The organism is Halobacteriovorax sp. HFRX-2_2 (genome assembly GCF_043196705.1).
Lineage (GTDB): Bacteria > Bdellovibrionota > Bacteriovoracia > Bacteriovoracales > Bacteriovoracaceae > Halobacteriovorax_A.
In genome coordinates, this window is sequence record NZ_JBEBMT010000003.1 from 387,767 (window position 1) to 412,543 (window position 24,777).

A 24,777-nucleotide genomic window follows, 5' to 3' on the forward strand; every position below is an offset into this window, starting at 1 on the left:
ATAAGCCTCTATGGAGCTGTGGTGCTTACAAGTTAGAGACACTAGGAATCGCTCTTTTTGATACTGTCGAGTGTCCTGATCATTCATCGATTATTGGCCTGCCACTGATCTCACTTTCAAAAATCTTAGAAGAATTTGGGATAAGAGTATTATAAGTTATTGAAAAAGCTCAGAATTACAATATCAGACTAAACAACTCCTCTAAAGGTGCCGATAAATAATCGATATCTATTAATGTGAGGGAGTTATCATGATGAGAAAAAGCGCCATAGTTGTCGTTATGGCAACCAGCTTAATTGTTTCAAGCTGTACCAAAGACTATGCGAATATCAATAGTAGGAAGATCTCCTCTGTGAGCCTCTACGGCCCAGAAGTTGAAACCTATTATGATCATGAAGAATTAGAAAACTACCAAAATAGAATTGAAGAGATTCTTGTCTGGCGACATAAGGCCATTGACTTTATTATAGATATCCAAGAACAGAAAGTATTAAGAAGTGATCAAATCACTACGATGCATGAAGAAGGAACCGAAACATATAAAAGCTTCAGAGACGCAGTCTGGCCTAAAGTAGAAGAAACAATGTGGGTTGTTGATAAGTACAATGAAATCACTATCACTTCAAACAAAGCTTCTCAAGTTTTAGAAAAGAAGAAAAAAGTAAAAAGGCCAGGGGCCCCTCATAAGAATGAATCGAATAATTACCGATGGGTAAAGTACAAAGAAATAACAATCAACCCTAATGATGAATTAGGAAAGACTCTTATCTATGACATGAAAATGGCCATCGCCACTTCCCTTGTTATGTATGACAATTACATGATCGTTCTTTCACAGATCCAAGAAATGAAAAAGATCCGCCACCTTATCAATTACGACAACGCCGAACTTAAAAATCAGCTAGCTAAGATTACCTATAGCTATAATAAATATGATAACTATAATCGTATTGAAAGAGGGCTAGGCCTATATCACGATCTATTAAAATTCAATCATGACAATAAAGTCGTAGTTGACCGTGCAAATTACTATCTTGATTCACTCATCCAATCATCACAAAGTTTTGAGAAGCTAAATAAAGAATTTAAGAGAGGAATTTTTGGTCGCAAGCTATCAATGATCTGGCGCTATATTGGTGACTACTTCAAAGAAAGTAAGAATAACGTTACTCACGTTGTTTCTAAAGGTTTTGGAAATACAGCAGGGCTTGTTCAAACAAGACGTGGAAAACTTTATGATCCAACACCTGAAAGAATTCAGGAGCTTGAATCACAACTTGAGCCTCTTGATGTTTTACTAGAAAAGACTCCATTTAGACTTACGGATAAATTTATTCCAGGACACTGGGGACACGTTGCTATTTGGACGGGAAATAAGGCCCAGCTACAAGAGCTAGGAATCTGGGATCACCCAGAAGTTGAGCCATTCCACGATGAGATTGAAAATAAAGGAAAGAGAATTATTGAAGCGCTTAGACCTGGCGTTCAATACAACACCCTTCACCACTTTATGGATATTGATGACCTTGCAGCAGTTCGCTACCAAAGAGAACTTACTCGCGAGCAAAAACAAGATTACTTAATCAATGCTTTTAAACAAGTTGGAAAGGTATATGACTTTAACTTTGATGTTGAGACAGATGAGAGAATCGTTTGCTCGGAACTTGCCTACGTAACATTTGATGATATGGAGTGGCCAGTGGCCAAGGCCGCTGGACGTTATACCATTTCACCAGACAACGTTGGAGAGAAAGTCGGCGACGACTTAGACTTTAAAACAGTTGTTCTTATACACGATGGAAAAGAAGTCATTGGCGACTTAAATGCAGGCTTTAGAAAACTTATGAAAGACAGTAGTCTATAATCGATTTAAGACAGAGAATTTCCAAGCTGGGGAATTCTCTGTTTCTTCAAAGAATGCCTCATCACTTACTCGAAATTCACTTCGGTCAAATTTAGGAAAGAAAACATCGGCCTCTCCTTCATATTCGACTTCTGATAAATAAATACGATCAACCTTTGGAAGATAGTATTCATAGATAAACGATCCACCAATAACCACGGCCTCTTCAACGCCTGATTCTTTGAGATCTTTTAAAACAACTTCGGGATCCGTGAAAACATCACAACCTTCAATTTTAAGTGAAGGGTCGCGAGAGATAACAATATTGCGTCTCTTAGGCAGAGGTCTGCCGATTGAATCATAAGTCTTTCGTCCCATGATAATCGGCTTACCACTTGTTATTTTTTTGAAATTTTTAAGGTCTTCGCTAATATGCCAAAGCAAATCATTGCCCTTACCTATTTCGCGATTCTTTCCTATTCCAACAATTAAAGAGAGAATCAAACTGATACCTCACCTTTAATATGTGGATGGGCCTCATAATTTTCTAAAGTGAAGTCTTCATATTTAAAATCAAATATCGACTTAACTTCAGGATTGATCTTCATTGTCGGTAGCGCATGTGGCTCGCGAGTCAGTTGAAGCTCAGCTTGTTCGATATGGTTTAAATAAAGGTGAGCATCCCCCATTGTGTGAACGAAATCACCAAGCTTTAAGTCACAAACTTGAGCAAGCATCATTGTCATTAGTGCATATGAAGCAATATTAAATGGAACACCTAAGAAGATATCGGCAGATCTTTGATAGAGCTGACAAGATAATTTCATATCAGGTGATACATAGAATTGAATAAATGAGTGACATGGAGGAAGGGCCATATTATCAACATCGGCCGGATTCCATGCTGTTAGGATGTGACGACGAGAAAATGGGTTTTCACGTAGACCTTTAACAAGATTCGCAACTTGATCAACCTCTTCTCCACTTGGAGTTTTCCAGTGACGCCACTGATAACCATAAACTGGCCCTAGGTCACCATTTTCATCTGCCCATTCATCCCAGATACGAACTTTATTTTCTTTAAGGTAAGCAATATTTGTATCACCTTTTAAGAACCAAAGAAGTTCATGAATAATTGAACGAAGGTGACACTTCTTAGTTGTCACTAAAGGAAACCCTTCTTCTAAATTATAACGAGCTTGATATCCAAAAACTGAAATTGTCCCCGTACCTGTACGGTCTTCTTTCTTCTGACCATTTTCAAGCACGTGTTTCATTAGATCTAAGTATTGTCTCATCCGTGTGTCTCCCTAGCTATGTGTGTAATTTGGTGTGTTTTGTCTAAAGTTTATTATACAGAATCAAGCACAGTTTTAATAGCTTGCAACTCGTCAAAAAGGCCCATAAAATATTACAAATAAGGGAATATATTATGATAAAAATTGGACTAGAGCGTCTAAGAGATGACGCAACTTTACAAAATAAAATAACAGGTAATATCGCACTACTGTGTCACAGCGCAAGTGTTGATTCAAAATTCAAAGTCGCCCCAATTATTTTCAAGGAAATTTTTGGAGATCGATTCAAGAAACTCTTTGGGCCACAGCATGGCTTTGTTAGTGACGTTCAAGACAATATGGTTGAGACAGATCACTACACTCACCCATTCTTCGGTGTCCCTGTTTACTCACTTTATAGTGAAACAAGAAAGCCGACTCCTGAGATGCTTGAAGGAATAGATACTTTTGTTGTTGATCTTCAAGATGTGGGAACACGAGTTTATACTTACATCACAACAGTGACTTATCTTTTAGAAGAATGTGCCAAGAATGGTATCAAGGTAGTTATTCTCGATCGCCCAAATCCAGTAGGATTAGAAAAGATCGAGGGAAATATTCTAGAGACAGAATTTAAATCTTTTGTTGGTGCACTTGAAATCCCACAGCGCCACGGCCTTTCAATGGGAGAATACGCCCTTCTTGCTAAGAAGAAACTAAGTATTGATGTCGAACTTGAGATTATCGAAGTCGAAGGACTTACGCGATCAATGTTTTGGAAAGACACTGGACTTGCTTGGGTTAACCCATCACCAAATCTTCCGACACCAGAAAGCTCGCTTACTTTTTGCGGAACTGTTCTTTACGAAGGAACAAATTTAAGTGAAGGACGTGGGACGACACGTTCCCTTGAAGTTGTGGGCCACCCTGCAATTGAGGCCTACTCGTTTGTCGACTCACTAAAAGAAAGCCTAAAAGAAATCGATAATGGAAGTTTCATTTTACGTCCAGTTAACTTCATGCCGACATTTAATAAGCATGCTGGTAGTGCTTGCGGAGGTGTTCATATTCACGTCACAAATAAAAAAGAGTTTAACTCTTGGCAAGTCTCTCAATATCTTTGCCGTGAATTTAAACGCGCCTTAGGAGACAAGTTTGAATGGGATGCCAAGGATTATGAGTACGCCTTTGGCAAGCTTGCCATTGATCTTATTAATGGATGTGAGTTTGTAAAAGACTGGGCCAATCGACTTGGCAGCATGAGTGAGCTACGTGAATTTGAAACGAGGGGCCATGCTGAATACTTAAAAGAAATCGAATCAATTAAAATTTATAAATAAAACAAAGGCCCGACTTTTAATTTTATGTCGGGCCTTTTTATTTTTAGTTATAAGTTTTCATTTGTCCTGAATTAAAGCGTGCTAGATAGTCATTTACTTTTGCTTTAAGTAGATTAGAAAAACAAATCATCCCAATAATATTAGGGAAAGCAATTGAAAGCAGCATTAAGTCAGCGAAGTCTAGGACGTGACCAATCTTAAGAACAGGCCCTAGGATAATGATGAAGACATAACAAAGACGGTACATCTTTACACTTTTAAAACCAATCCATTTTTCAAAGAGAAATAAAGTTGCTCTTTCACCATAATAAGACCATGAGATAACTGTTGAGTAGGCAAAGACACAAATTGCCATAAGAAGACAATACGGGGCCCAGTCACCAAGTGTTGAAAAGGCATAGGCCGTCATTTCCACACCCTTACCCGCAACAGCTGGGTTTTCATATGCTCCAGTTACAAGAAGAGTAAGTGCCGTAATCGTACAAACAATATGAGTGTCAATAACTGGCCCAACCATAGCAACGACACCCTCTCTTACAGGCTCACTTGTTTTGGCCGCAGAGTGAGCAATAGCAGCAGAACCAAGTCCGGCCTCATTTGAAAATGACGCTCTTTGAATCCCAACTAGCATAACTGCAAAGGCACCACCAAAGGCCGCATCAGGAGTCATGGCCTCTCTAAAGATCATAGAAAACATATGTGGAATATTTTGATAATTAGAAAGAATAATTGCTAGACATGTAAAAACATAGAAAGCACACATAATCGGTACAAGTTTTGAAGTTACATTACCAATTTTCTTAATACCACCAACTAGAACAACACCGGCCAGGAATGCAAGAACAATCCCAACAACCCATGGGGATGCGTCAGGGTGCTGATCAGCAATGATTTTAAAAGTTTGATTTGCTTGGAAAAGGTTCCCACCACCAAATGAAGCACCAATAGTCATAATTGCATAGAAGATACCAAGAAACTTTCCAATCCAAGCAACTTTCGTCAGCTTAAACATTTGAGTAAGGTAAACCATTGGCCCACCTAGCATGTCACCACTTGAAGTCTTGTGCTTAAACATTTGGCCAAATGTTGATGAAGCAAATTTCATCGACATTCCAAAGAAGGCAATGATCCATAGCCAAAGAACAACCCCTGGGCCACCCTTACCAATAGCTAAGGCCACACCTGCAATATTTCCTAGACCAACTGTTGCAGACAGTGCAGAAGTTAGGGCCTGAAAGTGAGTGATATCACCCTCATCCTCAGGGTTATCATACTTACCGCGGATAACATCAATAGCGTGCTTAAATAGGCGTACATTGATAAAACCCATGCGAATCGTGAAGAAGAGTCCACCAAAAACCATAACAAATAAAATAAGTGGCATTTCGATGAAAGGGATTTCCCAGAATAAGAACGGATAATACTTTCCGTTAATTATGCCAAAGAATTCGTTAATTCGCTCTTGAAGGTCAACTTCCGTTTTACCATAATCCTGAGCATACGTACTTAGGCCGATGATAGAGAAAATGAGTCCCATCATCGCTCGTGACATTGCGATTTTAATCATTAAACAATCCTTTGTTTTAGTTCTACTCTCTCAAAATATGTATGTGTTTTTTATTGTCTTACAGTAAATTTTATAGAAACTTTATTGATCTTGTCACCTTTTTTATTTTCTGGCCTATCAAAATCGTGTATTCTTATCTCTATTAAAGATTTAAAAGGAGTAAAAAGTGAGTAAGTTACCAACGCTTGATGAAGCGATTGAAATTGTAAAACCACTTGTGAAGTATTCAACAATTGATAATCAAAAACATATCGACCTTTCTGTTGCAACAGCAGATAAGAGATTTCTTAGCCAACAGGCCCTAATGGTCATCAAAAGCTCAATTGAAGCTGGCCAAGCAGATGAAAAAGAAGTGAACGCTCGTCTAGGGCTATAAGCTTAAATCAGTGCAGATTTCCTGTTAAGTGATGAAAAACACTTGCAGGAATCTGCGAAACTGAAACCTTGTCTACCACCAATACACCCTTGTAAGCCTTACACCATTTAAAGAATGTCATTTTAGAAAGTGCTAAAATGAAAATATGAAAGCACTACTACTTGCACTATTCATTTCAACTCAGGCACTTGCAGCTATCCCACTTAGTGGCGATGATGAAAGATCAATTAACAATATCTCTCAAATGCTAAAGCAGGACCAAAAGCTTAAAGAGATGACTAAGAGGCTTAACCTTGCCATTTTAGAATATGCAAATATTAAAGATCTTGCGGATCAAGACTACGGGCCAGAACTTAATGATATGGCCAATGAGCTGACACATTTAAATGATTACGCGAACGAGATTTCGCCAGAATACTTAAAAGCATTAGAAGAAGATATTGAATATATCCATCAAGATTTAATCGAGATGAGATAACCCCTCCCCCCAATGAATATGAAATAAAAAGACCGAGGTAACTCGGTCTTTTTATTTAATCTGCTCTAAGAAATTTTTGATAGATTAATTTATAATCCTTACCTGAGTGGTCACTAATAAAGATCTCACTCTGTTCTATGGCCATACCATAGTAGCGAGAGGCCTTATTGATATCAAAGCGGTATTGATATGATCGATATAAGTAATATTTTGAATCATTATGCTTAGTATAGATCCCGACATCAAAACGATCGTCAGAGACAACATTATAAACATAGTAGCGAGAGCCAACTAACTCTTGAACCTTTGGAGCTGGGCCAACATTATTTAATGTATAGTCACATAGAGAGGCCATATAGAGATTATTTTCAGTCGGAATTTGTGTGATAAAATTCTTAACGACTCCCCTCGTTCCTTTAAAGACCGGAGTTGATTGATAATCATTAGGAACTTCAATATAGACACCAATATTTGAAATATCTCTTACTGTAGGATCACCATAAATTTTTTGACGACGAGAGAAGATAAAATCTTCCGAAAAACGACTTCTTAAAATATTATCGTGATACTCTTCAAGAGCGTCACACATTTTAGTTAGACGAGTTAAGCTTACACCAGTTAATAATGTATTTTTAATTTCTAAGGCCTGACCAGCGCGAATGACACCGCGATCACTATCTCCCCCTTCTCCGTAATCATCGCAAGAAGAGAAAGTAAGGGCGATTGCAATTGGCCACAGTAAACCTGAACCGATTTTTTTAAGCATTAGAAACTCCAATTAAAATATAAATTCATCTCTTATTCTAACGAATAAAAAGAAGTTGAGTTCTGATAATTTCTTACAATTATTTAATCAATAACACGATAATCGGCTTCGATCACATCTTTATCATGAGATGAGCTTGGCCCTTGTTGAGACTTATGTGCAGAACGGTAAGCGGAATGCTCGTACTGCTGGTGTTTTTGTGCTGAAGGCTTAGAATCTGAAAGCACACCAGAGTTTCGAAGAAACTTTCTTATCTGGATAAAGATAAAATAGAAAATGGCGGCCTTAATTAATGCTGCAAACATGCTTAAAATCTAGCATAAAAGTGGCCAAAATATCATTAAAAATCTTAACTACGTGAAATTATTTTGTTATAGTGTGAGCAATTTCGATTTATATAGTTTAAGCAGTAGGTATCATATGACACAAAAATTAAATCTTGTTCACTGGGCCGATATGACGGCAGACCGCATCATCCGTCAACACGGCGATAAAGACGACTATGTTGTTGCCAGTGGGATCACACCTTCAGGTGTTGTTCACTTTGGAAACTTTAGAGAAGTAATCACAACTGACCTTGTAGCACGTGGACTACGCGCTCGCGGTAAGAATGTTCGCTTCATCTTTTCTTGGGATGATTACGATACATTTAGAAAGATTCCAGCAAACCTTCCTAAACAAGACGAGTTAGCTCAGTACCTATTTCAACCAATCGTTGATACTCCAGACCCATTTGGAGAACATGATAGCTACGCTGCTCACCACGAGCACAACTTTGAAGAGCAACTCAAAAAAGTTGGCGTCGACGTAGAGCCAATCTATCAAGCAAAAAAATATCGTGCTGGAGATTACAAAGACCAGATTAAACTTGCTCTTAATAAGAGACTAGAAATTCGCGATATTCTAAACCAATACAGAAAAGAGCCATATGGTGATGACTACTATCCGGTATCTGTTTACTGCGAAAAGTATAAGACTGATAAGACGACAATTCTTTCATGGGATGGAGAGAGCAAGTTACGCTACAAGCATAACGAGCATGACTATGAAGGTGAAATCGATATTAATACAACAAGTCTTGTGAAACTTCCTTGGCGAGTTGACTGGCCAATGCGTTGGGCATTTGAAAAAGTTGACTTTGAACCAGGTGGAAAGGATCACTCTTCTCAAGGTGGATCTTTCACAACAGCAAAAGACATTGTAAAAATCTTTGACTGGGAAGCGCCAATTTACCTTCAGTACGATTTCGTATCGATTAAAGGTCTTGGTGGGAAGATGAGTTCTTCAAAAGGTAACCTTGTTACTGTAAATGATATCCTAAAAGTATATGAGCCAGAAATGGTTCGTTGGATTTTTGCTTCTTATAAGACAAATGTCGACTTTGCGATCTCATTTGATCTTGATGTTCTTAAGACTTACGAAGATTATGATCGTCAAGAGCGTCTAGCTTATGGGCTTGAGCAAGGTAACGAAAAGAAAGTTGCCATGGCAAAGAGAGTTCTGGAATTATCACAAATTGGAGAGCATCCAGCGCAGTGTCCATTCCAACCATCTTTTAGACACCTTTGTAACGTTCTTCAAATTAATGATGGTGACATTGAGGCCGCTCGTGCTTTCTATGCTGACCAAATTAAAAATGACAGAGACGAAAGACGCTTTAGAGAAAGAAGTGCTTGTGCTCTTCACTGGCTACAAGAAAACGCTCCAGAAGAATTTAAATTTGCTATCAATAAAGAAGCTGTTGATATGCCTCTTGAGCAAAATGTTCGCACATACCTTGATAAGTTAGTTGCTCTTTGTGAGTCTGAGTGGGACTCAATTGCAGATGATAAAGAGTTCAATGATAAGATGTATGAAATTATGCACGAGCTAGAACTTAAGCCTGCAGATATTTTTGCACCAATTTATCAAAAACTAATTTCACGTGAAAAAGGACCAAAGCTTGCAGGATTTATCCGTACAATTGGTAAAGAGCGTGTGATTAAGCTTCTAAAGTAATCAAAGCTTACTTAAAGAGTTATTTAAAAACTTTTTTAAATACTAGGCCATCCTTTGCGATGGCCTTTATTTCAATTGGATAATCCCTAAATTGTTTTAAGCGTCGCGCGACTTCAAGATCGCTCTTTGATAATAAACAAAGTTTAAATTTATTCTTATCGATATAACATGAGCTTAAATGTGTATGGCCAATCTCGGCCTTAATTATCTCTAGGCCACACTTACGAGCTTCGCTTTCAAGCTCCAGCATTGCATTCATAATCGTCTTATAATCAGAAACACTCTGGGCAGTCCCTTTAAAAATTTTTGATTCTAAAATAACGTCGCCGGCCAAGTGAAATCGTATTTGCATCACTTCCCTTTTGATGACCCCATAAAGAGCATAGGAGTGGCGCAAAAGCTTACGGTCCCACATTGTTGGACTACAAATCAGCTGATCATTGCAGTATACCTGCTGCCCAACAGTCTTCAGGTTTACGTACTCATTGCTTAAGGCGTGAATTTTAACTCGATCAAAGAAGCTCATTTCCATATTAAAATGATCGGCGTTGCCAAAAGTAAGTGTGAATAAATTTTAAATATTGATCATAATCGGCAAAATAGTGACATTAGGGGCCCAAAAACAGGGCATTTTTGTAAAATGTACAACTCGAAAATGTCATTTTTTGTGAAAATTCTTAGAATTTCTTACATTCGGCCTATTTTCTGGCCCGCTAAATTATTGAAATTGTCACTTTTGTTCTTTGTTCATAAAACTAACTTAACAAAATAAAAGAAACGAGAGGGGTTTTATTTATGAAAAAATTTTTAGTTGCTGCTGCTTTATTAGTTACATCTGCAATGGCCATGGCCGAGACTTGTCATGTTGATATGGTTGCCAGAAATGGACGCTCAATTGATAAATTCTCATCGTATGATTACAACTTTGAAGCTGCTTGTCGCCAGGCCCTAAGGCAATGTACACGCGAACAAGACAGAAGGTCATATGATCGCGTTGTTGCTCGTGCTACATGTACAGTTACATCAAGAAGGCCAGTTCCACCACCACACCAAAGAAAAGAAGTTTGTTCATTTAACTTAGTAAACACACAAAACGGAAGAGTTGTTAATACATTTACAGCTCAAGCAAATAACGAGCACCAAGCTTGTCGTAAAGCAGATGATAAGTGTTTTGATGCAAGATACACAAAACAAAACCCATGGAAATTCTCTTGTGAAAAGGTTCGTGGAGGTTCTAGGCCACCAAGACCAAACCCAACTGTGACAAGATTTTGTACTGTTGATAGAATTGCAAATGGAACAATCTCAGGTCGTGTTGTTCAAACATACACTTCAAGTGCAACAGCGAGAACAGCTTATGAAGCAGAAAGTCGTGCATGTCAAAAAGCAACAAGTGACTGTGCAATGGATGCAAGATATAGCCACCGTCGTGACACTTGTATGAGAAGATACTAATCTAAAATTTTTCAATAAATCTAATACTCCATTAGATTTTGGTTGTAAGAAGGGGGCGCCTTTTCCAGGGCGCCCTCTTTGCGTTTTGGGCATATTTTGATAGGATAACTCCATAAAAAGTGAGGTATTCAATGACAAATAATGTCTATATAAACCGCCGTAAAAAGCTACTAGAAATGATGGATGATGGAATTGCAATTATTGCTTCCGCTACATATGCTCATAAGAGTAATGACACAGAATTCCCATTTCGCCAAAACTCAAACTTTCGTTATTTAACAGGCCTAAATGAAGCCGATAGTGCTCTTATCCTTTCAAAGAAAGGTGGGGTTGAAAAACAGATTATCTTTGTTCGTCCAAAAGATGAAATTGCAGAGATGTGGGCCGGAAAAAGACTTGGCCCAGTAAAGGCAAGTGAGCTTCTTGGAACAGATGAAGGTTACTCAATTGAGGAACTTGATAAGAAACTAGAAGAACTTCTACCAGGACACAAAAGTCTTTACGTTCACCTAAGTGAGCGCACTGATATTGCAGATAAGGCCAGAAAAATTGCAGCTTCACTATTTCACAAGAAAAGAGCGCAACAAGAGCTGCCACCAGATACATTTAAAAATGTAGGCCACTTAATTGAAAAGATGCGTTTTATTAAAGATGAAACAGAAATCGCCACAATGAGAGAAGCAATGATCGTTACAGATCGTGCTCACCGTGCGGCCATGGCACTTGCTCGCCCAGGGGCAACAGAGCAAGAAGTAAATGCACTTATGACTTACCTTTTCATGAAGGGGCCATCTCAAGGAAGTGCATACGATAATATTATTGCAGGTGGAAATAACGCAAACTGCTTACACTATATCAAAAATGATGAAGTTCTAAATGAAGGTGACCTTCTTCTTATCGATGCAGGAAGTGAGCTAAATGGTTACGCAACAGATATCACAAGAACATTCCCAGTTAGTGGAAAGTACACAGGGATTCAAAAAGAAGTTTATAATATCGTTCTTGAATCACAGCTTGCGGCCATTGAATTATCAAAACCGGGTAATAACGCAACAATCCTTCATAATAAAGTTAGTGAAATCCTAACTCAAGGTCTAATTGATCTTAAGGTTCTTGAAGGAAGTGTTAGTTCAAATATTGAACAAGCAAATCACAGAAAGTACTTCCCTCACGGAACAGGTCACTGGCTAGGTCTTGATGTTCACGATCAAAACCCATACTTAATTGAAGGGACAAAAGATCCAATGACTTTCACAAAAGGTTGTATCTTTACAATTGAGCCAGGACTTTACTTCAATAATGAATTCTCAAATATTCCAGAAGAGTTAAAAGGAATTGGAATTCGTATCGAAGATAATATTCTTATCACTGATGATGGATACGAGAATCTATCTCACATGATTCCAAAGACAGTTGAAGAAGTTGAAGAAGCTTGTGCAAAAGACGTAAAGGAATTCCTACTGTAATGAAAACGACAAATCTTCTTTTAATAACTCTTTTTATTTTAATAGGTGCTTCTTGTGCCTCCAATGATAGACGAGATGATGAAATTCATCTCGTTCATTGGAATATTAAGGAACTTGATACTGCGAAACTAAGTAAGAAGAATGACCAACTTACAAGTGTTAAAAATATTCTAGAAAAACTTGATTTCGACGCTATTAGCGTAAATGAGATTCAATACGACCTTCCTAATGGAAAGAATCTAGAAAAGCTCTTGGGTCAATTAAAAGAAGATACAAGTGAATTTGCCTTTAGCTTCACTCAGGCAAACACTGGAAACAAAGCAAAGAAAGTAAATGGAAAGTACTCTAAGGATCGCAAGAATGCCGACCAAGTAAATTACGGACTTTTCCCAGGTCAGTACTCAACAGGTTTCGCTTCAAAGCATCCAATCAAGGAAGAGATCATCGTAAAGGATCTTCAGTGGAAGGAGTTTAATCCCGCCGCAGACTTTTCAAAATTTCGCGATGGTGGCGGAAAGAAACTTCCAAAAGAGATGCAACTTTTTGATAAGAGCTTCACTCACCTCGTCATTGAGGTCGCAGATAAAGAAGTGCATATTATTCTTCTTCACACAGTTCCAAGTTATCACTTTGGAAATCGCCAGACGCCAAACTATGAAAGAAACCGTGACCAACTTCGTTTTCTTGAGTGGTATGTAACTGGTGCAACAAATTTCAATGTGAAACTTCCAAAGAAGTATGCTCACTTAAAACCAATTCATAAAGAAGATCGAGTGATCATCATGGGTGATTTCAACACTTCAATTTATATGAATAATCCTGGCTCTGTTGTCCTTAGAAGATTATTTAATCACCTAAGTCCTTGGCTCAAAAATCCAGGGCCAACAAATGAGCGCCAAACTTTTGCCGGCAATCGTAATCCACTAACACTAGATTATATTGCTTACAGGGGCCTAAAGCTTATGGATTCTGGAATCTATAATCCAGAGACTCTTGTTAATAAAGGCAATGTCTTTTGTACGCCACCAAGTGAGCTACCAAAGTATATGGTTAAAGGATTAGATAAGCGTGTGACTTGTATTGATGACGATGCCATTGAGCTAAAGAAGGCAAGTGATCACTTCCCTATTTGGGCAACGTTTCGATTATAATTTAAAAATAAAGTAATTAAACATTACGATTGAGGATAAAGCCACCGATTAATTCAAGTGGTTTTATCGTCTCTTGTAGTCGCTCTTCATTGAATCCACGTGCAATTAATTCAGTGCGGATTTCGTGAAGGATATCACGGGCCTCATCAATTAGTGCCGTTGCCTCATTTTTGATATTGTATACACTGCCAGCGATCTCATCGAGATTTACAATATTCTTTAGCTCACCACCTTTTTGGTAGGCTTCCATCTTAAGAGGATTGGCCGCAAGATAGTCATAGACAACTGAGTTAACTAAGTTTTGCTCAAGGTCGAGGTGAGCATCTTTTAAGCTCTCTCCGTCACTGAAATCAAGTGTGTCATCGACCATTTGGAATGCAATACCAATGAGATGTCCAAAGCGTGCGGCCTTAGCTGCCAACTCTTCATCTTCAACACCAAGGTAGGCCCCAGACCAACAACACCACCCCATAACAGAAGCTGTTTTATGGAAGGCGATATTTTCAATAACTTCTTTTGAGTATTTACGAGACTCAAGAGCATCAGACTGAACCCATTCACCAATGGCAAGGTCTTGAATAACTTGAGACATGCTTTGTAGAACTTTAATTGAACCAATTTTTGAGAGACTTAAGATAACATCTGCCAGTAGGTAGTCTCCAGCAAGTACGGCCTTCTTATTTGATGCTTCAACATTAATTGAAGGATTTCCACGCCTTTGCGTTGCGCCATCGATAACATCATCGTGAGCAAGTGAAGCAGCGTGAACCATTTCAATCGCACGAGCACAAATCGTCACATCCTCTTTCTCATGCGCATTAAAAAAATCTGCCATTAAAAATGTCAGCATTGGGCGCAGGCGTTTTCCACCAGATAAAACAGTTTTAGCGAGAACTTCCTTAATGGATTTAAGGCAGTTTTCAGACTTAATATCAAGGTCAATATTGACCGCTTTCTCTAAAATTTGTGGAGGGATGCTTTCAAAAAATTCGTTCATAGTTTTTTCCGTTTTAATAGTAATACCACTTGTCGAAAGGGGCCGTAAATGATTAATATAACGCAAATACTATTGATAAACACTGCACTGCAGAAGGACTGATTAAATATGAGCAATAAAGAACTTGCTACAAGAAAAACGAAGTCATTTGAGATCTTTGATAAGATCGCTGGTACATACGATTTACTAAATCACATCCTTTCATTTGGTATTGATATTTACTGGCGTAAGGTGGTTATTGCCAACCTTCCAAAGAGAGAAAAACTACAATGCCTAGACCTTGCTTGTGGAACTGGGGATCTTACAATTGCCCTTGCCCGCGCAAAAAACGTCGAGAGCGTTACAGGAATTGATCTATCGAAAGGTATGATTGAAATCGGTAAGAAGAAAATCGTAGCAAAGAAATTAGATCATAAAGCCAAGATGCATATTGGTGATGGCGTTGAAATTCCAGCGGCCGATGAAACATTTGATGTCACAAGTGTAAGCTTTGGTATAAGAAACTTCCCTGATTTCAAAAAATCTTTACAGAATATGTACAGAGTTATTCGTCCAGGTGGAAGAAGCTTTGTCCTTGAGTTTTCAATTCCAAAGAATTTTATCTTTCGTGGAATTTACTTCTTCTACTTCAGATACTTACTACCATTTGTTGGAAATTTAATTTCAAAGCATAAGGATGCCTACACTTACCTAAATCAAACTGTAGAAGACTTTCCATATGGACAGGAATTTGCGGACGAAATGACTAAGGCAGGATTTAAGAATGTCAGATTTATTACTCTAACATTTGGAATTGCCACTCTTTACATTGGAGAGAAGTAATTGCGTTTATCTGCTAATAACCTTCAAATTGATATTATCAATGCCTTGATTAAGCTTGATTGCTCAAGTGAAGATTTAATCAAAGGCAGTGAATATAGCCTCTATAAGTTTGAAGCTGGCTTTAATAATATTTCATCTATTATTGATCACTTTCAAACTTTTAAGAAGTTTTACTTTTTAAACAAAGACAAGGACACAGAAATCTTGGCCCTTGGTTCATGGCGTGACTTCAACTCTCTTTATCACTATGAAGACATTGAACGCCTTATTGAGTCACATGACTTCTTAAAAATCTGTGGAGCACAGCGCTTTAAAGCTGAAGCAGACTCTCTCGAATGGCACGGCCTTGAAGACTGCTCGTACTTTGTTCCCAAGGTTTTAATTGAATCAACTCCTCAAGGAGTCGATATCAATGTGATTCTACCAAACTCTTTCTTTGCGGATGAGCAAAATAAGAAACAAGCTCTCCATGAGTTAGCGATCACTTTAGATCCGAATCCTAAGCATACCCTTAGTGATTATAATCACATTACAAAGAATGTGTCTGAAACGAGCAAGAGTCAGTGGAATAAAATTGTAAAGGCCGCTGTTTCAAAAATAAATCGTTCACAGATATCAAAGATTGTTCTCTCAAGAAAACTTAAGGTTTCTTTTAAGAATCCAATTTCTTCTTATGGACAATTTAAAACATTAAAAGAAAACAATAGTCACAATAGCTACAATATCTTATTTCAATTTTCTCCTCACCAGTGTTTCTATAGTGTAACTCCAGAGACTCTATTTAAACTTGATGGTAGAAAAATCTTTATTGATAGTCTTGCGGGGACGACAAAAAGAGGTGTAAATAAACAAGAGGACGATGCTCTTGAGCAAACACTTCTAACAAATACAAAAGAGCTAGAAGAACACAGACATGTCTCTAGCTATATTGAAGACACACTTGCGAGTCTTGCAAGTGATATTGAAATCACAAAGAAAGAGCAAATCTTAAAGCTTAAGTATATTCAGCATATTCATACTAAGTATGAGGCCATCTTAAATGAAAATGCAAAACGTAGTGATTTAATCACACACCTGCATCCAACTCCAGCTGTAGCGGGACTTCCAAAGCCACTAGCGATGGATCTCATTAGTGAACTTGAGACAAATTCAAGGGGGCTCTATGCTGCACCAATTGGTTATTTTTCAAAAGATAGAACTGAATTTGCTGTAGGACTAAGATGTGCCCTTGTGGATAAAACAGACCTTCATATCTATGCGGGTTGTGGAATCGTCAAAGATTCTTCAGCAGAAAAAGAATGGAATGAAACCACAAATAAAATGAAAAACTTCACTGAAGTTATCAAGGCCAAATCATGGACAAATTTCCAATAACAGAAAATCTTTCAAGACTTTGGGCATCCATTATTGTTGATGAGTTAGCAAAGAACTCAATCACACAATTTTATACAGCTCCTGGTATGCGAAATGCACCAGTTCTTGCAGCTGCCCACTACCATGAGTTAGTCGATACCTATTCTTACTTTGATGAAAGAGCACTAAGCTATAGGGCCCTAGGGCGCTCAAAAGTTTCGGATTCAATTCCCCTTCTGACTTGTACTTCAGGAACGGCCATGGCCAATTTCGCGCCGGCCATTATTGAAGCAAATAAATCGGGGCTTCCACTAATTATACTTACGGCAGATAGGCCAAGTGAGTTAGTAAAAACGGACTCGAACCAGACCATTGACCAACTTAGTGTCATCGCTGATCACACTTGCTATAACTTAAGCCTTGAAGCACCAAATGAAGCATTAAGTGCCACAAGACTTAGAACTCTAATTTCAACGGCCATAGGTCGAGCAAAGATCAACAAGAGACCAGTGCATATCAACCTACCTCTTAGAGAGCCTCTTGACTCAACAGCAATGCCTATTTCCAAAGAATACCTAGAAAAGGCACGAGAAAGTTTTAATGCAAATGGAGCAAAGGTTATCTCAAGCGCCTATCAAACATATCAAATGGAGTTTGAATTAGGTCAAAAGCTAGTTGAAGCAAAGAATATTCTACTTGTTATTGGTAAGCTTGATGGAAAGAAAGATCTTGAACACTATCAAGACGCTCTGATGAAAATCAAAGTCCCAAAGTATCTTGATCTAACAAGTGGATTAAAGTATCAGTTTTGCTTAGAAGACTACCTAACACCTAATTTTGATCATCCAGAAGTCTTAGATGTCTATGAGCAGAACCCGCCAGATATCATCATTCATATTGGTGGACGCTTAGTTTCTAAGCACTACTATAATTACTTAGAAAGAAATAATTGTGAGCTTATCCATGTAACAAATGTGGACTTTGATCACGACCCTGGTTTTTCTAATACACACAAAATCATCTGTGACCCACTCTCATTTCTAAATGGGCTTGTTAAGCTAGAATTAAACCAAGCACCACCTGTGATGTGGCATGACTTTGTCGAGAAGAAAAGGGCCATCATTGAAGAGCAAGAGCTAACACAGCCATTTATTTCTAAGAATATCATTGAAAATATCGACGACAATTATGACTTACTTGTAGGTAACTCAACTATTGTACGAAGCTTTGATAACTTTGTATCTAGCAACTACAGATCAAATGTTAACGTTTTTAGTAATCGCGGTGTAAGTGGAATCGAAGGCTTTGTTGCAACTCTTGTTGGACTAAGTGATGAGAACGATAAACCAAAACTTCTCGTTCTAGGTGATATCTCGTTTAAGCATGACCTAAATTCACTTTATATGCTTGAAGAAGCGGCCAGTGCCGGAAAGAATCTAACAGTTATTATAATTAATAATTTCCAAGGTGATATTTTTAATCTTCTTCCAATTGCAAAAGAAAAAGAATTTCTTCCTCTTCTGACAACACCACACAAAGACCGCTTTGATCGCCTTATCAAGGCATTTGATGGACTCACTTATCAGTGTTGTGAAACCAAGAGAGACTTTAATAAGCTAGTGGCAGATGCCCTAAGTACTAAAGGTGTCAATATTATCGAGGCCATCACTAATAACGAGTCAAATTTGGCACTCTTTAAAAAATTAAAAACAGTAAAAAGGTAAAATAATGAGTCAACTTGTAAAAGGATTTATAACTGCAGCAAGGCCCAAGACATTACCGGCCGGGGCCTCTCCGGTTATCATGGCCACGGCAGCGGCCTATTTTGATCAAGGTGATATTAGTTGGATAATATTTGCGATCACTCTTGTCTGCACTCTCCTCTTACAAATCTCTTCTAATCTAATTAATGATTACTACGACACCCAAACAGGTGTTGATACACAAGAGCGTTTAGGCCCAGAGCGTGTCACAAGCACAGGCCTTGTAACTCCACAGACAGTAAAGAAGTTTTTCATTGCTACATTGGCCATGGCCTTCTTACTTGGAATCTTTCTCATGAATGTTGGAGGACTGCCAATTATCATTGTTGGCCTTGCCTCAATTCTTGGAGCTTACGCCTACACAGGTGGCCCTTTCCCACTATCTCACTACGGCCTTGGAGAGCTTCTAGCTCTTGTCTTTTTTGGCAATATTGCAGTTTGTGGAGCTTACTATCTTCAGGTGGGCACAATTAATGATTCAATTATCCTTCTTAGTCTCTATCCGGGCCTACTAAGTGCGGCCATTATGGCCATTAATAATGCTCGTGATATCGAAAGTGATAAGGCCGCAGGTAAGCTAACACTTGGAATTTTACTTAATAGAATGATGAAGAATGCCTCAAGCTGGCTGCCTTTAATCTTTGTTATTATTGCCTTTGCCGTCTTATGCGGACATTCTCTTCTCATTTTAAGAAGTGGTCAGGCCATGGCCCTCGATCTTATTCTTTTCATTTTAACTTTGGTATTTTTAAAAACATGGACGTATCCTATTAAGAATGGGCCATCGCCGGCCTATAATGAAAGTCTTGCCCGTACAGGTAAGTATCTTTTCATTTCAACTCTTATTTATAGTGGGGTCATGTGGCTAAGCTAGTTCTTAGACCTATATACAAAGAAGTTCATAATATGCGCCTACCTCTTAAGGCGCGTGCAAAAGAATATAAGAAGATTGATTACTTTGAAGTAGAAGTCTACATTGAAGAAGAAGTCTTCACTTCCTATATCACCCAATTTGCCTTCTTCTATGAGAATCAAGAACTCGAACACGAGTATGAGATCGACTATCCCCTTGATGAATTTATTAAGGGCGATTTATTTGAAGCTCCTATAATTAATGAGAAGGAGATTCCAAATAATGTTATCTTGGCCTTTGAGTATGCACTTATTAAGTACTACCGAAAAGTAAATGGTAACAATGATTACTTTAATCAGGCCAATAGCGTGAGGATCAATTTACTTTATCAAAAAGGCCTAGACTTAAAATTCCATTCACATGATATTTTAAAATATAAAATTTCCACAAGCTCCAACACTCATGATGTGATCTCAGACCTTAACTCATTGGCAGCTAAGGGTGTAAGACTGCGCTTAGATGGAAACCGTAGTCTTGATAGTTCTGTTTTAGAAAGCATCCTTTATAATCTTGAACCTAAGACAATTGAAGCAATTGAGTATATTGAAGAGCCATTTAGTGATCTCGGACTATGGGCCCAAAGCCTGTGGAGTGATCGCATTGCCCTGGCCCTTGATGAGAGCTTTGAGTTTCAATTTAGAAAGAATATTCCAGAAGAAGTTAATCATATAATTCTTAAATTTGGTGTCAATATCAACGTTTTTGAATTCTTCCAGTTAAGGCGCGACAAGAGAAATTGGCAGATTATTGTCACAAGTGGACTTGAGTGCCCTCAATTATTTAACTTTGTTATTCATTTAGCAGCTTTAGAAAATAATTCCGCAGGCCTTTCAACCTTCAATTTCTACCAAAATGGGTTAAAATTATTTAAAGAATTTCAACCTGAAAAGAGTTTGCTAATAGCAAGGCCTCTTTAATCTTTGTGTTGAAGAGTTTTAACAAATTTTAAGGAGAAGTTATGTTTAAAGTACTTGGTTTAACAGCACTACTAGTTATGGGATCTTGCTCATCATTTCATTCAGATAAGTCTGGAAAGTCATGTGATCGCTCACAAAAGAGCTGTTGTGCAAAAAAGAAGAAGGATTGCAAGGACTCTAAGAAATGCGAAGGTAAGACATGTGATCGCAAGAGCAAAAAAGCTAAAAAGAAATCTTAATAATCGATTCTATCGATCATGTAATAGAGGGCCTGCACATTTTGCAGGCCTTTTTTTTATCCCTATTCGAGTTATAATATTGGCAGGAAAAGGAGTTTTTCATGAAAAAAATTATCTCTCTACTTACCCTGTCTACACTAGTTTTATTTAGCGCCTCGTGCTCTTCAAGCACAACTCGTGATGTCGCTTCTGAGCGAAAAGATTGTAAGGAAACATCTGTTCCTGACCACGAACAATATTACGAGAATTACGAAGACTGTAATCAGCTTTAAAAGACTGCAAAGACAAATTTATATTGTAAGTAATTCATACTTAACACAATTCTGTTTTTACACATTGTCACTTAATTGATACATCTCTCTTATTAAATCGCCAATTTATAAGCCAATTTGAGAAGAGAGAGTAGACAATGTTTAAAAAATCCCTACTAGTTTCACTTTTACTACTTAGTAGTATTACTGCCCAGGCATACGACTTCAATGTTCGTGCCTTCATGGTTTTAGACCTAATGACACTTGAGAAGATCGGTGGTAACAGCACTCGTGCTGAAATGGGTTACGGAACAGCAGATATTAAAGTTTATTTCAACCACGAGCAGTGGAGCGCCAAATTCAAACTTGATATCGATGCAACAGAAGAAGCTGGGACAACAGTTGACCTGATGGAAGAGGCCCTACTTACTTACCGTTTCAATAATAATTGGAAGCTAACAGGTGGTAAGGGTAAAGTTCCTTTCTACACAATGCACTTTGGTATCACTGAGAGAAACCTAATGGACGGTGGATACCTAACACAAACATACTCAGGAATGAGAGCTGGATACTTCAAAAGAAAGTATCTTCTAACTCTTCGTTATGGTGGTTGGAGACAAGGTCAAACTCACGATGTGACTTTCTTTGGTTCAAATCAACAAGCAAGACGTGACAGAGATAATCAGTCGATCCCATACCTTGGTGGAGATCCAACATCTGAGCTTTCTTACGATACAGAAAGAACATTTAACACAAACTTCCAAAGAGGTTTTGCTTATAAGGGACGTTTTAACCCATCTCAAAATCATGAAATCATCTTTGGTGCTTTCACTTACTGGCGTGATATTGATCCTGAAGCCGATCACGGATACTCTGTTGCTTACCAATTTGAAAATAATAGCTGGGCATTTTGGACAGAAGCTCTTTACGGATACTTCTCAAAGCACCCTAATGATCGCTATGCAACTCTTAAGCAAGAGACTTATAACGCTCAAGCAGGTTTCCTATATAAGATCGATGACAAGTGGGCCGCAGGGATCAACGCTGAGTACTCATTTGTTTACGACCTAGCTCACGATGCAACAGACTATCCTACAGGTAGTGATGGATTCGGACAGTCGAGATACAATGACGGAAATATCAGTAGAACAACGATCTACAAGCTGGATATCGGTGCACAATATAAGCTATCAAGAAAGGTACAACTTAATGGTGGATTCCTTGTTGAGCGCCAATACAGAGAAGAAACAAATACATCAACAGATGGTAATGCGGACGAAACGAACGGATACGCAATTAACTTCTCACTAAGTACTTGGCTTTAGGCCCAGTACTTAGAGCTTAAAAGTTTTACTTATTTAAGTTATCTTAACTAACAATCAATACGATACATCTCCTAAAATGAATTAATTTAGGAGGTGTTTCGTGGCCATCGAACAATTTATCATAATTTTATTTATTGGTGCCATCTCTGGCTGGCTAGCAGGAAGTCTCTACCGTGGAGAAACCTTTGGCCTTGTGGGTAATATCATTGTGGGTATTATGGGCTCCTTCGTAGGAAGCTTCACATTCCACCTGGTAGGCTTTGCAAGTTACGGGCTTATAGGAAGTATTGTTATCTCCACCATCGGCGCTATCGTCTTCTTAGCGACTCTCCAGCTGTTGCAGAAGTTGTGATGATATCTTTTAATTATCTGGTAGACTATTCGCAGACCTGTGACTAAAATACGCCACATGGGCCTAATGTTTATATTTCCAGTATCAAAAGAAGAAAAAGATCGTATCACAATCAACGAAGAGGGTTTAACTCTTAAGACCTATGGACTACCGATGGTTTTTTGGGGCTACCTTCTAGCAGCTGCAACAGTCGTTATTGCCATGTTTATTGGTGTTAAAGGACCGATGATTAAGCTATATAACACAGGTGATAGCATCAACCAGGCACTGGTTATTGCGGTTGCGGCCACACTATTTCTTATCCCTTTCATCACACTTTCTTTCTATATGTATGAGAAATTTATTATCAAGCAAGATGATAAGCTTGTTCTAAAGCATAGACTTTTCTTTATCCCAATCTATAAGAAAACTTATAAGCTTGCGGCAAAGGATGCTTTTTCAATTGACCACTTCATGGACTCTCCAAATGTGGCAAAGATGAAGCAAGATCCAACAATGCGTGGCTTTGAAAATAAGGGCTACTTTCAACTTTTTGCAAAGCTTGAAAATGGAAATTATATTTTTGTGGATCGTTCAAATAGAAAAGCAGACCTGAAAAAGATTCAGGCCCTGCTATCAGAATTTTAATTGGATTTTACTCGCTATCGTCTTCTTTGTAGTTTTGACGAATTGTTTTAGGGCGGCGACCACCACCAAGGCGTTTTTCTTTTGAGCTGTCGCGTCCATCACGCTCCCAGTGGTTCTTCCATTCCTCTTTCTTAGAGTTCTTTTCTTCCCACTTTGCTTGGCGCTCAGTCATAACCTTTTCAACTTCATCTTTCTTTCTTACTTTGAAGTTTCCAGATTGCTTAAGCTTTGAAAGTTTCTCATTAACAACTTTCTTATTCTTAGCTTCACGCTTGGCCTCAACACCTGCTTTCGTGTGCCCTGACATATCCACAGTAACTTCACCGTTAACGAGTGTCTGACAAGACATACGCTCTTTAGTGATGTGGAATACATTCCCTAAAAGTTTTTGCTCAACTTCCGTCGGCTCATTTAGGTTATCTGCTCCAGCAGTGATTCTCACAATACAGTCAGTACATGTACCGTGTCCTCCACAACTAGAGTTAACATAAACTCCATTCTTTTTCAGATGCTCTAATAGAGACATCTCATCATCAACGTAAATTGTCTCATTTGATGGAGTAAGATTAACTTTGAACATTTTAAGCCTTTATTAAATTTATTGAGAACGAATAACTCGATTAAACGGTCTTCTTGATCTTATTCTCAATGGTTTCTAAAATTTTTCCTTTAAGAGGCTTTAGCATAAAAGATAGGTCAAGATCAACTAGACAGTAAGAATCTTCAAACTTTAGCTTCAATTCAAAGCCTTTTCCTTTAGCTTGCATGGAAAAATTACCATCATCTGTTGTGACATCAGCCTTTACATTGAATTTTGCCACGTACTCAGGCGTTACGGCCTGCTTTCCTAGATTATAAGCTTCCTCTTGATTTGAGGCCTGACTATAGTTTACCTTTAAACTCATTGAAATAATCCTTATTGTATAGGTTTGTTACTTAGTTCCTGTTGAACCGAAGCCTCCGGCCCCTCTTTCAGTATCAGTCAACTCATCCACGGCCGAGATTCTGGCCTGCCAAACAGGGGCCATAACCATTTGAGCAATACGCTCGCCATGCTTAATGATAAAATCTTCTTTGCCGAAATTCCCAAGAATGATCTTAACTTCCCCGCGGTAATCACAATCGATTGTCCCAGGTGAGTTAACAACAAGTAGGTCTGTCTTAAATGAAAGTCCTGAACGAGGTCTGATTTGAACTTCATATCCATGAGGGATCTCAAAGCTTAAACCTGTAGGAACAAGAACACGAGCACCTGGAGCGATAACAAGGTCATCTTTGTTCTCAAGGTGAGCACGAAGATCTGCTCCTGCAGCTCCAGTTGTTTCATATTGTGGAAGATCGAAGCTAGAGTCGTAATGCTCTAGCTTCTTAACTTTTAAATCAACTACTCTATCGATCATAAGTCTCAATCTGCCTATTAGTCTTTTTTGTCACCACGTGGCTTTCTGTCACCGCGAGGTTTTCTGTCACCTCTTGGGCGACGATCACCTCTGTCACCGTC

The 24,777-nt window shown here is 38.3% G+C and carries 28 protein-coding genes; 18 read left to right on the top strand and 10 right to left on the bottom strand.

From position 1 onward, the window contains the following. Positions 1 to 250: 250 nt before the first annotated feature. Positions 251 to 1,864: a YiiX/YebB-like N1pC/P60 family cysteine hydrolase gene (locus tag ABMA79_RS12320; protein ID WP_393092985.1), complete on the top strand. Its 1,614-nt coding sequence runs from the start codon at positions 251 to 253 to the stop codon at positions 1,862 to 1,864. Here the strand turns inward: ABMA79_RS12320 and ABMA79_RS12325 are convergent. Together ABMA79_RS12325 and ABMA79_RS12330 are read right to left on the bottom strand one after the other, a co-directional pair. Beyond that, complete coding sequence (locus ABMA79_RS12325; RefSeq protein ID WP_392860780.1) at positions 1,859 to 2,347, bottom strand: dihydrofolate reductase; 489 nt, start codon at positions 2,345 to 2,347, stop codon at positions 1,859 to 1,861. The two genes, ABMA79_RS12320 and ABMA79_RS12325, sit on opposite strands and share 6 nt — an antisense overlap. Further along, positions 2,344 to 3,141 carry a thymidylate synthase gene (locus ABMA79_RS12330; RefSeq protein WP_393092987.1) on the bottom strand — a complete coding sequence of 266 codons (798 nt, stop codon included), beginning with the start codon at positions 3,139 to 3,141 and terminating at the stop codon, positions 2,344 to 2,346. The genes ABMA79_RS12325 and ABMA79_RS12330 overlap by 4 nt, the downstream gene beginning before the upstream one ends. Before the next feature lie 134 nt (positions 3,142 to 3,275). Between ABMA79_RS12330 and ABMA79_RS12335 the strand changes: the two genes are divergently transcribed. Then, on the top strand, positions 3,276 to 4,460 hold the full coding sequence (locus ABMA79_RS12335) for an exo-beta-N-acetylmuramidase NamZ domain-containing protein (RefSeq protein ID WP_393092990.1): 1,185 nt from the start codon (positions 3,276 to 3,278) through the stop codon (positions 4,458 to 4,460). 43 nt (positions 4,461 to 4,503) lie between these two features. Here ABMA79_RS12335 and ABMA79_RS12340 read toward each other — a convergent pair whose 3' ends face one another. Further along, positions 4,504 to 6,027, bottom strand: a complete 1,524-nt coding sequence (locus ABMA79_RS12340) for an alanine/glycine:cation symporter family protein (protein WP_393092993.1) — start codon at positions 6,025 to 6,027, stop codon at positions 4,504 to 4,506. Positions 6,028 to 6,193: 166 nt separating this feature from the next. Between ABMA79_RS12340 and ABMA79_RS12345 the strand changes: the two genes are divergently transcribed. Together ABMA79_RS12345 and ABMA79_RS12350 are read left to right on the top strand one after the other, a co-directional pair. Continuing rightward, entirely contained in the window at positions 6,194 to 6,403 is a 210-nt protein-coding gene (locus tag ABMA79_RS12345; RefSeq protein ID WP_392860784.1) for a hypothetical protein, read from the top strand. A gap of 145 nt (positions 6,404 to 6,548) precedes the next feature. Then, positions 6,549 to 6,881 carry a hypothetical protein gene (locus tag ABMA79_RS12350; RefSeq protein WP_393092995.1) on the top strand — a complete coding sequence of 111 codons (333 nt, stop codon included), beginning with the start codon at positions 6,549 to 6,551 and terminating at the stop codon, positions 6,879 to 6,881. Positions 6,882 to 6,936: 55 nt separating this feature from the next. Here the strand turns inward: ABMA79_RS12350 and ABMA79_RS12355 are convergent, their stop codons facing one another. Together ABMA79_RS12355 and ABMA79_RS12360 are read right to left on the bottom strand one after the other, a co-directional pair. After that, complete coding sequence (locus ABMA79_RS12355; RefSeq protein ID WP_393092998.1) at positions 6,937 to 7,647, bottom strand: hypothetical protein; 711 nt, start codon at positions 7,645 to 7,647, stop codon at positions 6,937 to 6,939. An 83-nt stretch (positions 7,648 to 7,730) separates the two neighbouring features. Then, entirely contained in the window at positions 7,731 to 7,952 is a 222-nt protein-coding gene (locus ABMA79_RS12360; RefSeq protein WP_392860788.1) for a hypothetical protein, read from the bottom strand. 115 nt (positions 7,953 to 8,067) lie between these two features. Here ABMA79_RS12360 and lysS point away from each other — a divergent pair, with 115 nt between their 5' ends. After that, on the top strand, positions 8,068 to 9,645 hold the full coding sequence (gene lysS / locus ABMA79_RS12365; RefSeq protein ID WP_392860789.1) for a lysine--tRNA ligase: 1,578 nt from the start codon (positions 8,068 to 8,070) through the stop codon (positions 9,643 to 9,645). 19 nt (positions 9,646 to 9,664) lie between these two features. On the opposite strand, the gene ABMA79_RS12370 is transcribed toward lysS, so the two are convergent. Further along, positions 9,665 to 10,177, bottom strand: a complete 513-nt coding sequence (locus tag ABMA79_RS12370; protein ID WP_392860790.1) for a hypothetical protein — start codon at positions 10,175 to 10,177, stop codon at positions 9,665 to 9,667. 263 nt (positions 10,178 to 10,440) lie between these two features. On the opposite strand from ABMA79_RS12370, the gene ABMA79_RS12375 reads away from it, so the two are divergent. The 3 genes from ABMA79_RS12375 (at position 10,441) to ABMA79_RS12385 (ending at position 13,717) form a co-directional block, all read left to right on the top strand. Next, positions 10,441 to 11,100 (top strand): hypothetical protein, encoded by a 660-nt coding sequence (locus tag ABMA79_RS12375; protein ID WP_393093001.1) that lies wholly within the window; start codon positions 10,441 to 10,443, stop codon positions 11,098 to 11,100. A 131-nt stretch (positions 11,101 to 11,231) separates the two neighbouring features. After that, positions 11,232 to 12,566 (top strand): aminopeptidase P N-terminal domain-containing protein, encoded by a 1,335-nt coding sequence (locus ABMA79_RS12380; protein ID WP_392860794.1) that lies wholly within the window; start codon positions 11,232 to 11,234, stop codon positions 12,564 to 12,566. Next, on the top strand, positions 12,566 to 13,717 hold the full coding sequence (locus ABMA79_RS12385; protein ID WP_392860795.1) for a hypothetical protein: 1,152 nt from the start codon (positions 12,566 to 12,568) through the stop codon (positions 13,715 to 13,717). Before ABMA79_RS12380 ends, ABMA79_RS12385 begins: the two co-directional genes overlap by 1 nt. Positions 13,718 to 13,733: 16 nt before the next feature. On the opposite strand, the gene ABMA79_RS12390 is transcribed toward ABMA79_RS12385, so the two are convergent. After that, the gene (locus ABMA79_RS12390; protein WP_393093004.1) at positions 13,734 to 14,714 is read right to left on the bottom strand and encodes a polyprenyl synthetase family protein; all 981 of its coding nucleotides are present in this window, start codon (positions 14,712 to 14,714) and stop codon (positions 13,734 to 13,736) included. A 108-nt stretch (positions 14,715 to 14,822) separates the two neighbouring features. Between ABMA79_RS12390 and ubiE the strand changes: the two genes are divergently transcribed. The 10 genes from ubiE to ABMA79_RS12440 all read left to right on the top strand — a co-directional run bounded on the left by ubiE (position 14,823) and on the right by ABMA79_RS12440 (position 23,276). Beyond that, a complete protein-coding gene (ubiE, locus tag ABMA79_RS12395) occupies positions 14,823 to 15,536 on the top strand; it encodes a bifunctional demethylmenaquinone methyltransferase/2-methoxy-6-polyprenyl-1,4-benzoquinol methylase UbiE (RefSeq protein ID WP_392860797.1) in 714 nt (237 codons plus the stop codon). Then, a complete protein-coding gene (locus ABMA79_RS12400; RefSeq protein WP_393093006.1) occupies positions 15,537 to 16,910 on the top strand; it encodes an isochorismate synthase MenF in 1,374 nt (457 codons plus the stop codon). It begins immediately after the preceding gene. Next, the gene (gene menD, locus ABMA79_RS12405) at positions 16,892 to 18,613 is read left to right on the top strand and encodes a 2-succinyl-5-enolpyruvyl-6-hydroxy-3-cyclohexene-1-carboxylic-acid synthase (RefSeq protein WP_393093009.1); all 1,722 of its coding nucleotides are present in this window, start codon (positions 16,892 to 16,894) and stop codon (positions 18,611 to 18,613) included. Before ABMA79_RS12400 ends, menD begins: the two co-directional genes overlap by 19 nt. Before the next feature lie 4 nt (positions 18,614 to 18,617). Beyond that, positions 18,618 to 19,526 (top strand): 1,4-dihydroxy-2-naphthoate octaprenyltransferase, encoded by a 909-nt coding sequence (gene menA, locus ABMA79_RS12410; RefSeq protein WP_393093012.1) that lies wholly within the window; start codon positions 18,618 to 18,620, stop codon positions 19,524 to 19,526. Then, complete coding sequence (locus ABMA79_RS12415; protein ID WP_393093014.1) at positions 19,514 to 20,482, top strand: hypothetical protein; 969 nt, start codon at positions 19,514 to 19,516, stop codon at positions 20,480 to 20,482. The genes menA and ABMA79_RS12415 overlap by 13 nt, the downstream gene beginning before the upstream one ends. Positions 20,483 to 20,523: 41 nt before the next feature. After that, a complete protein-coding gene (locus ABMA79_RS12420; protein ID WP_392860805.1) occupies positions 20,524 to 20,721 on the top strand; it encodes a hypothetical protein in 198 nt (65 codons plus the stop codon). Positions 20,722 to 20,822: 101 nt separating this feature from the next. Beyond that, positions 20,823 to 20,993, top strand: coding sequence for a hypothetical protein (locus ABMA79_RS12425; RefSeq protein WP_393093016.1), 171 nt, complete (start codon positions 20,823 to 20,825; stop codon positions 20,991 to 20,993). A gap of 137 nt (positions 20,994 to 21,130) precedes the next feature. Further along, on the top strand, positions 21,131 to 22,297 hold the full coding sequence (locus ABMA79_RS12430) for a hypothetical protein (protein ID WP_393093017.1): 1,167 nt from the start codon (positions 21,131 to 21,133) through the stop codon (positions 22,295 to 22,297). A 100-nt stretch (positions 22,298 to 22,397) separates the two neighbouring features. Beyond that, a complete protein-coding gene (locus ABMA79_RS12435; RefSeq protein ID WP_021266560.1) occupies positions 22,398 to 22,649 on the top strand; it encodes a GlsB/YeaQ/YmgE family stress response membrane protein in 252 nt (83 codons plus the stop codon). Positions 22,650 to 22,715: 66 nt separating this feature from the next. Next, entirely contained in the window at positions 22,716 to 23,276 is a 561-nt protein-coding gene (locus tag ABMA79_RS12440) for a hypothetical protein (RefSeq protein ID WP_392990121.1), read from the top strand. A 7-nt stretch (positions 23,277 to 23,283) separates the two neighbouring features. Here ABMA79_RS12440 and ABMA79_RS12445 read toward each other — a convergent pair whose 3' ends face one another. Genes ABMA79_RS12445 through dut form a run of 3 tightly spaced genes read right to left on the bottom strand, consistent with a single transcriptional unit; the run spans position 23,284 to position 24,676 of the window. Further along, entirely contained in the window at positions 23,284 to 23,856 is a 573-nt protein-coding gene (locus ABMA79_RS12445; RefSeq protein WP_392860812.1) for a 2Fe-2S iron-sulfur cluster-binding protein, read from the bottom strand. A gap of 40 nt (positions 23,857 to 23,896) precedes the next feature. Further along, on the bottom strand, positions 23,897 to 24,181 hold the full coding sequence (locus ABMA79_RS12450) for a hypothetical protein (protein WP_392860814.1): 285 nt from the start codon (positions 24,179 to 24,181) through the stop codon (positions 23,897 to 23,899). A 27-nt stretch (positions 24,182 to 24,208) separates the two neighbouring features. Continuing rightward, positions 24,209 to 24,676 (bottom strand): dUTP diphosphatase, encoded by a 468-nt coding sequence (gene dut, locus ABMA79_RS12455; RefSeq protein WP_392860816.1) that lies wholly within the window; start codon positions 24,674 to 24,676, stop codon positions 24,209 to 24,211. Between the last annotated feature and the right edge of the window lie 101 nt (positions 24,677 to 24,777).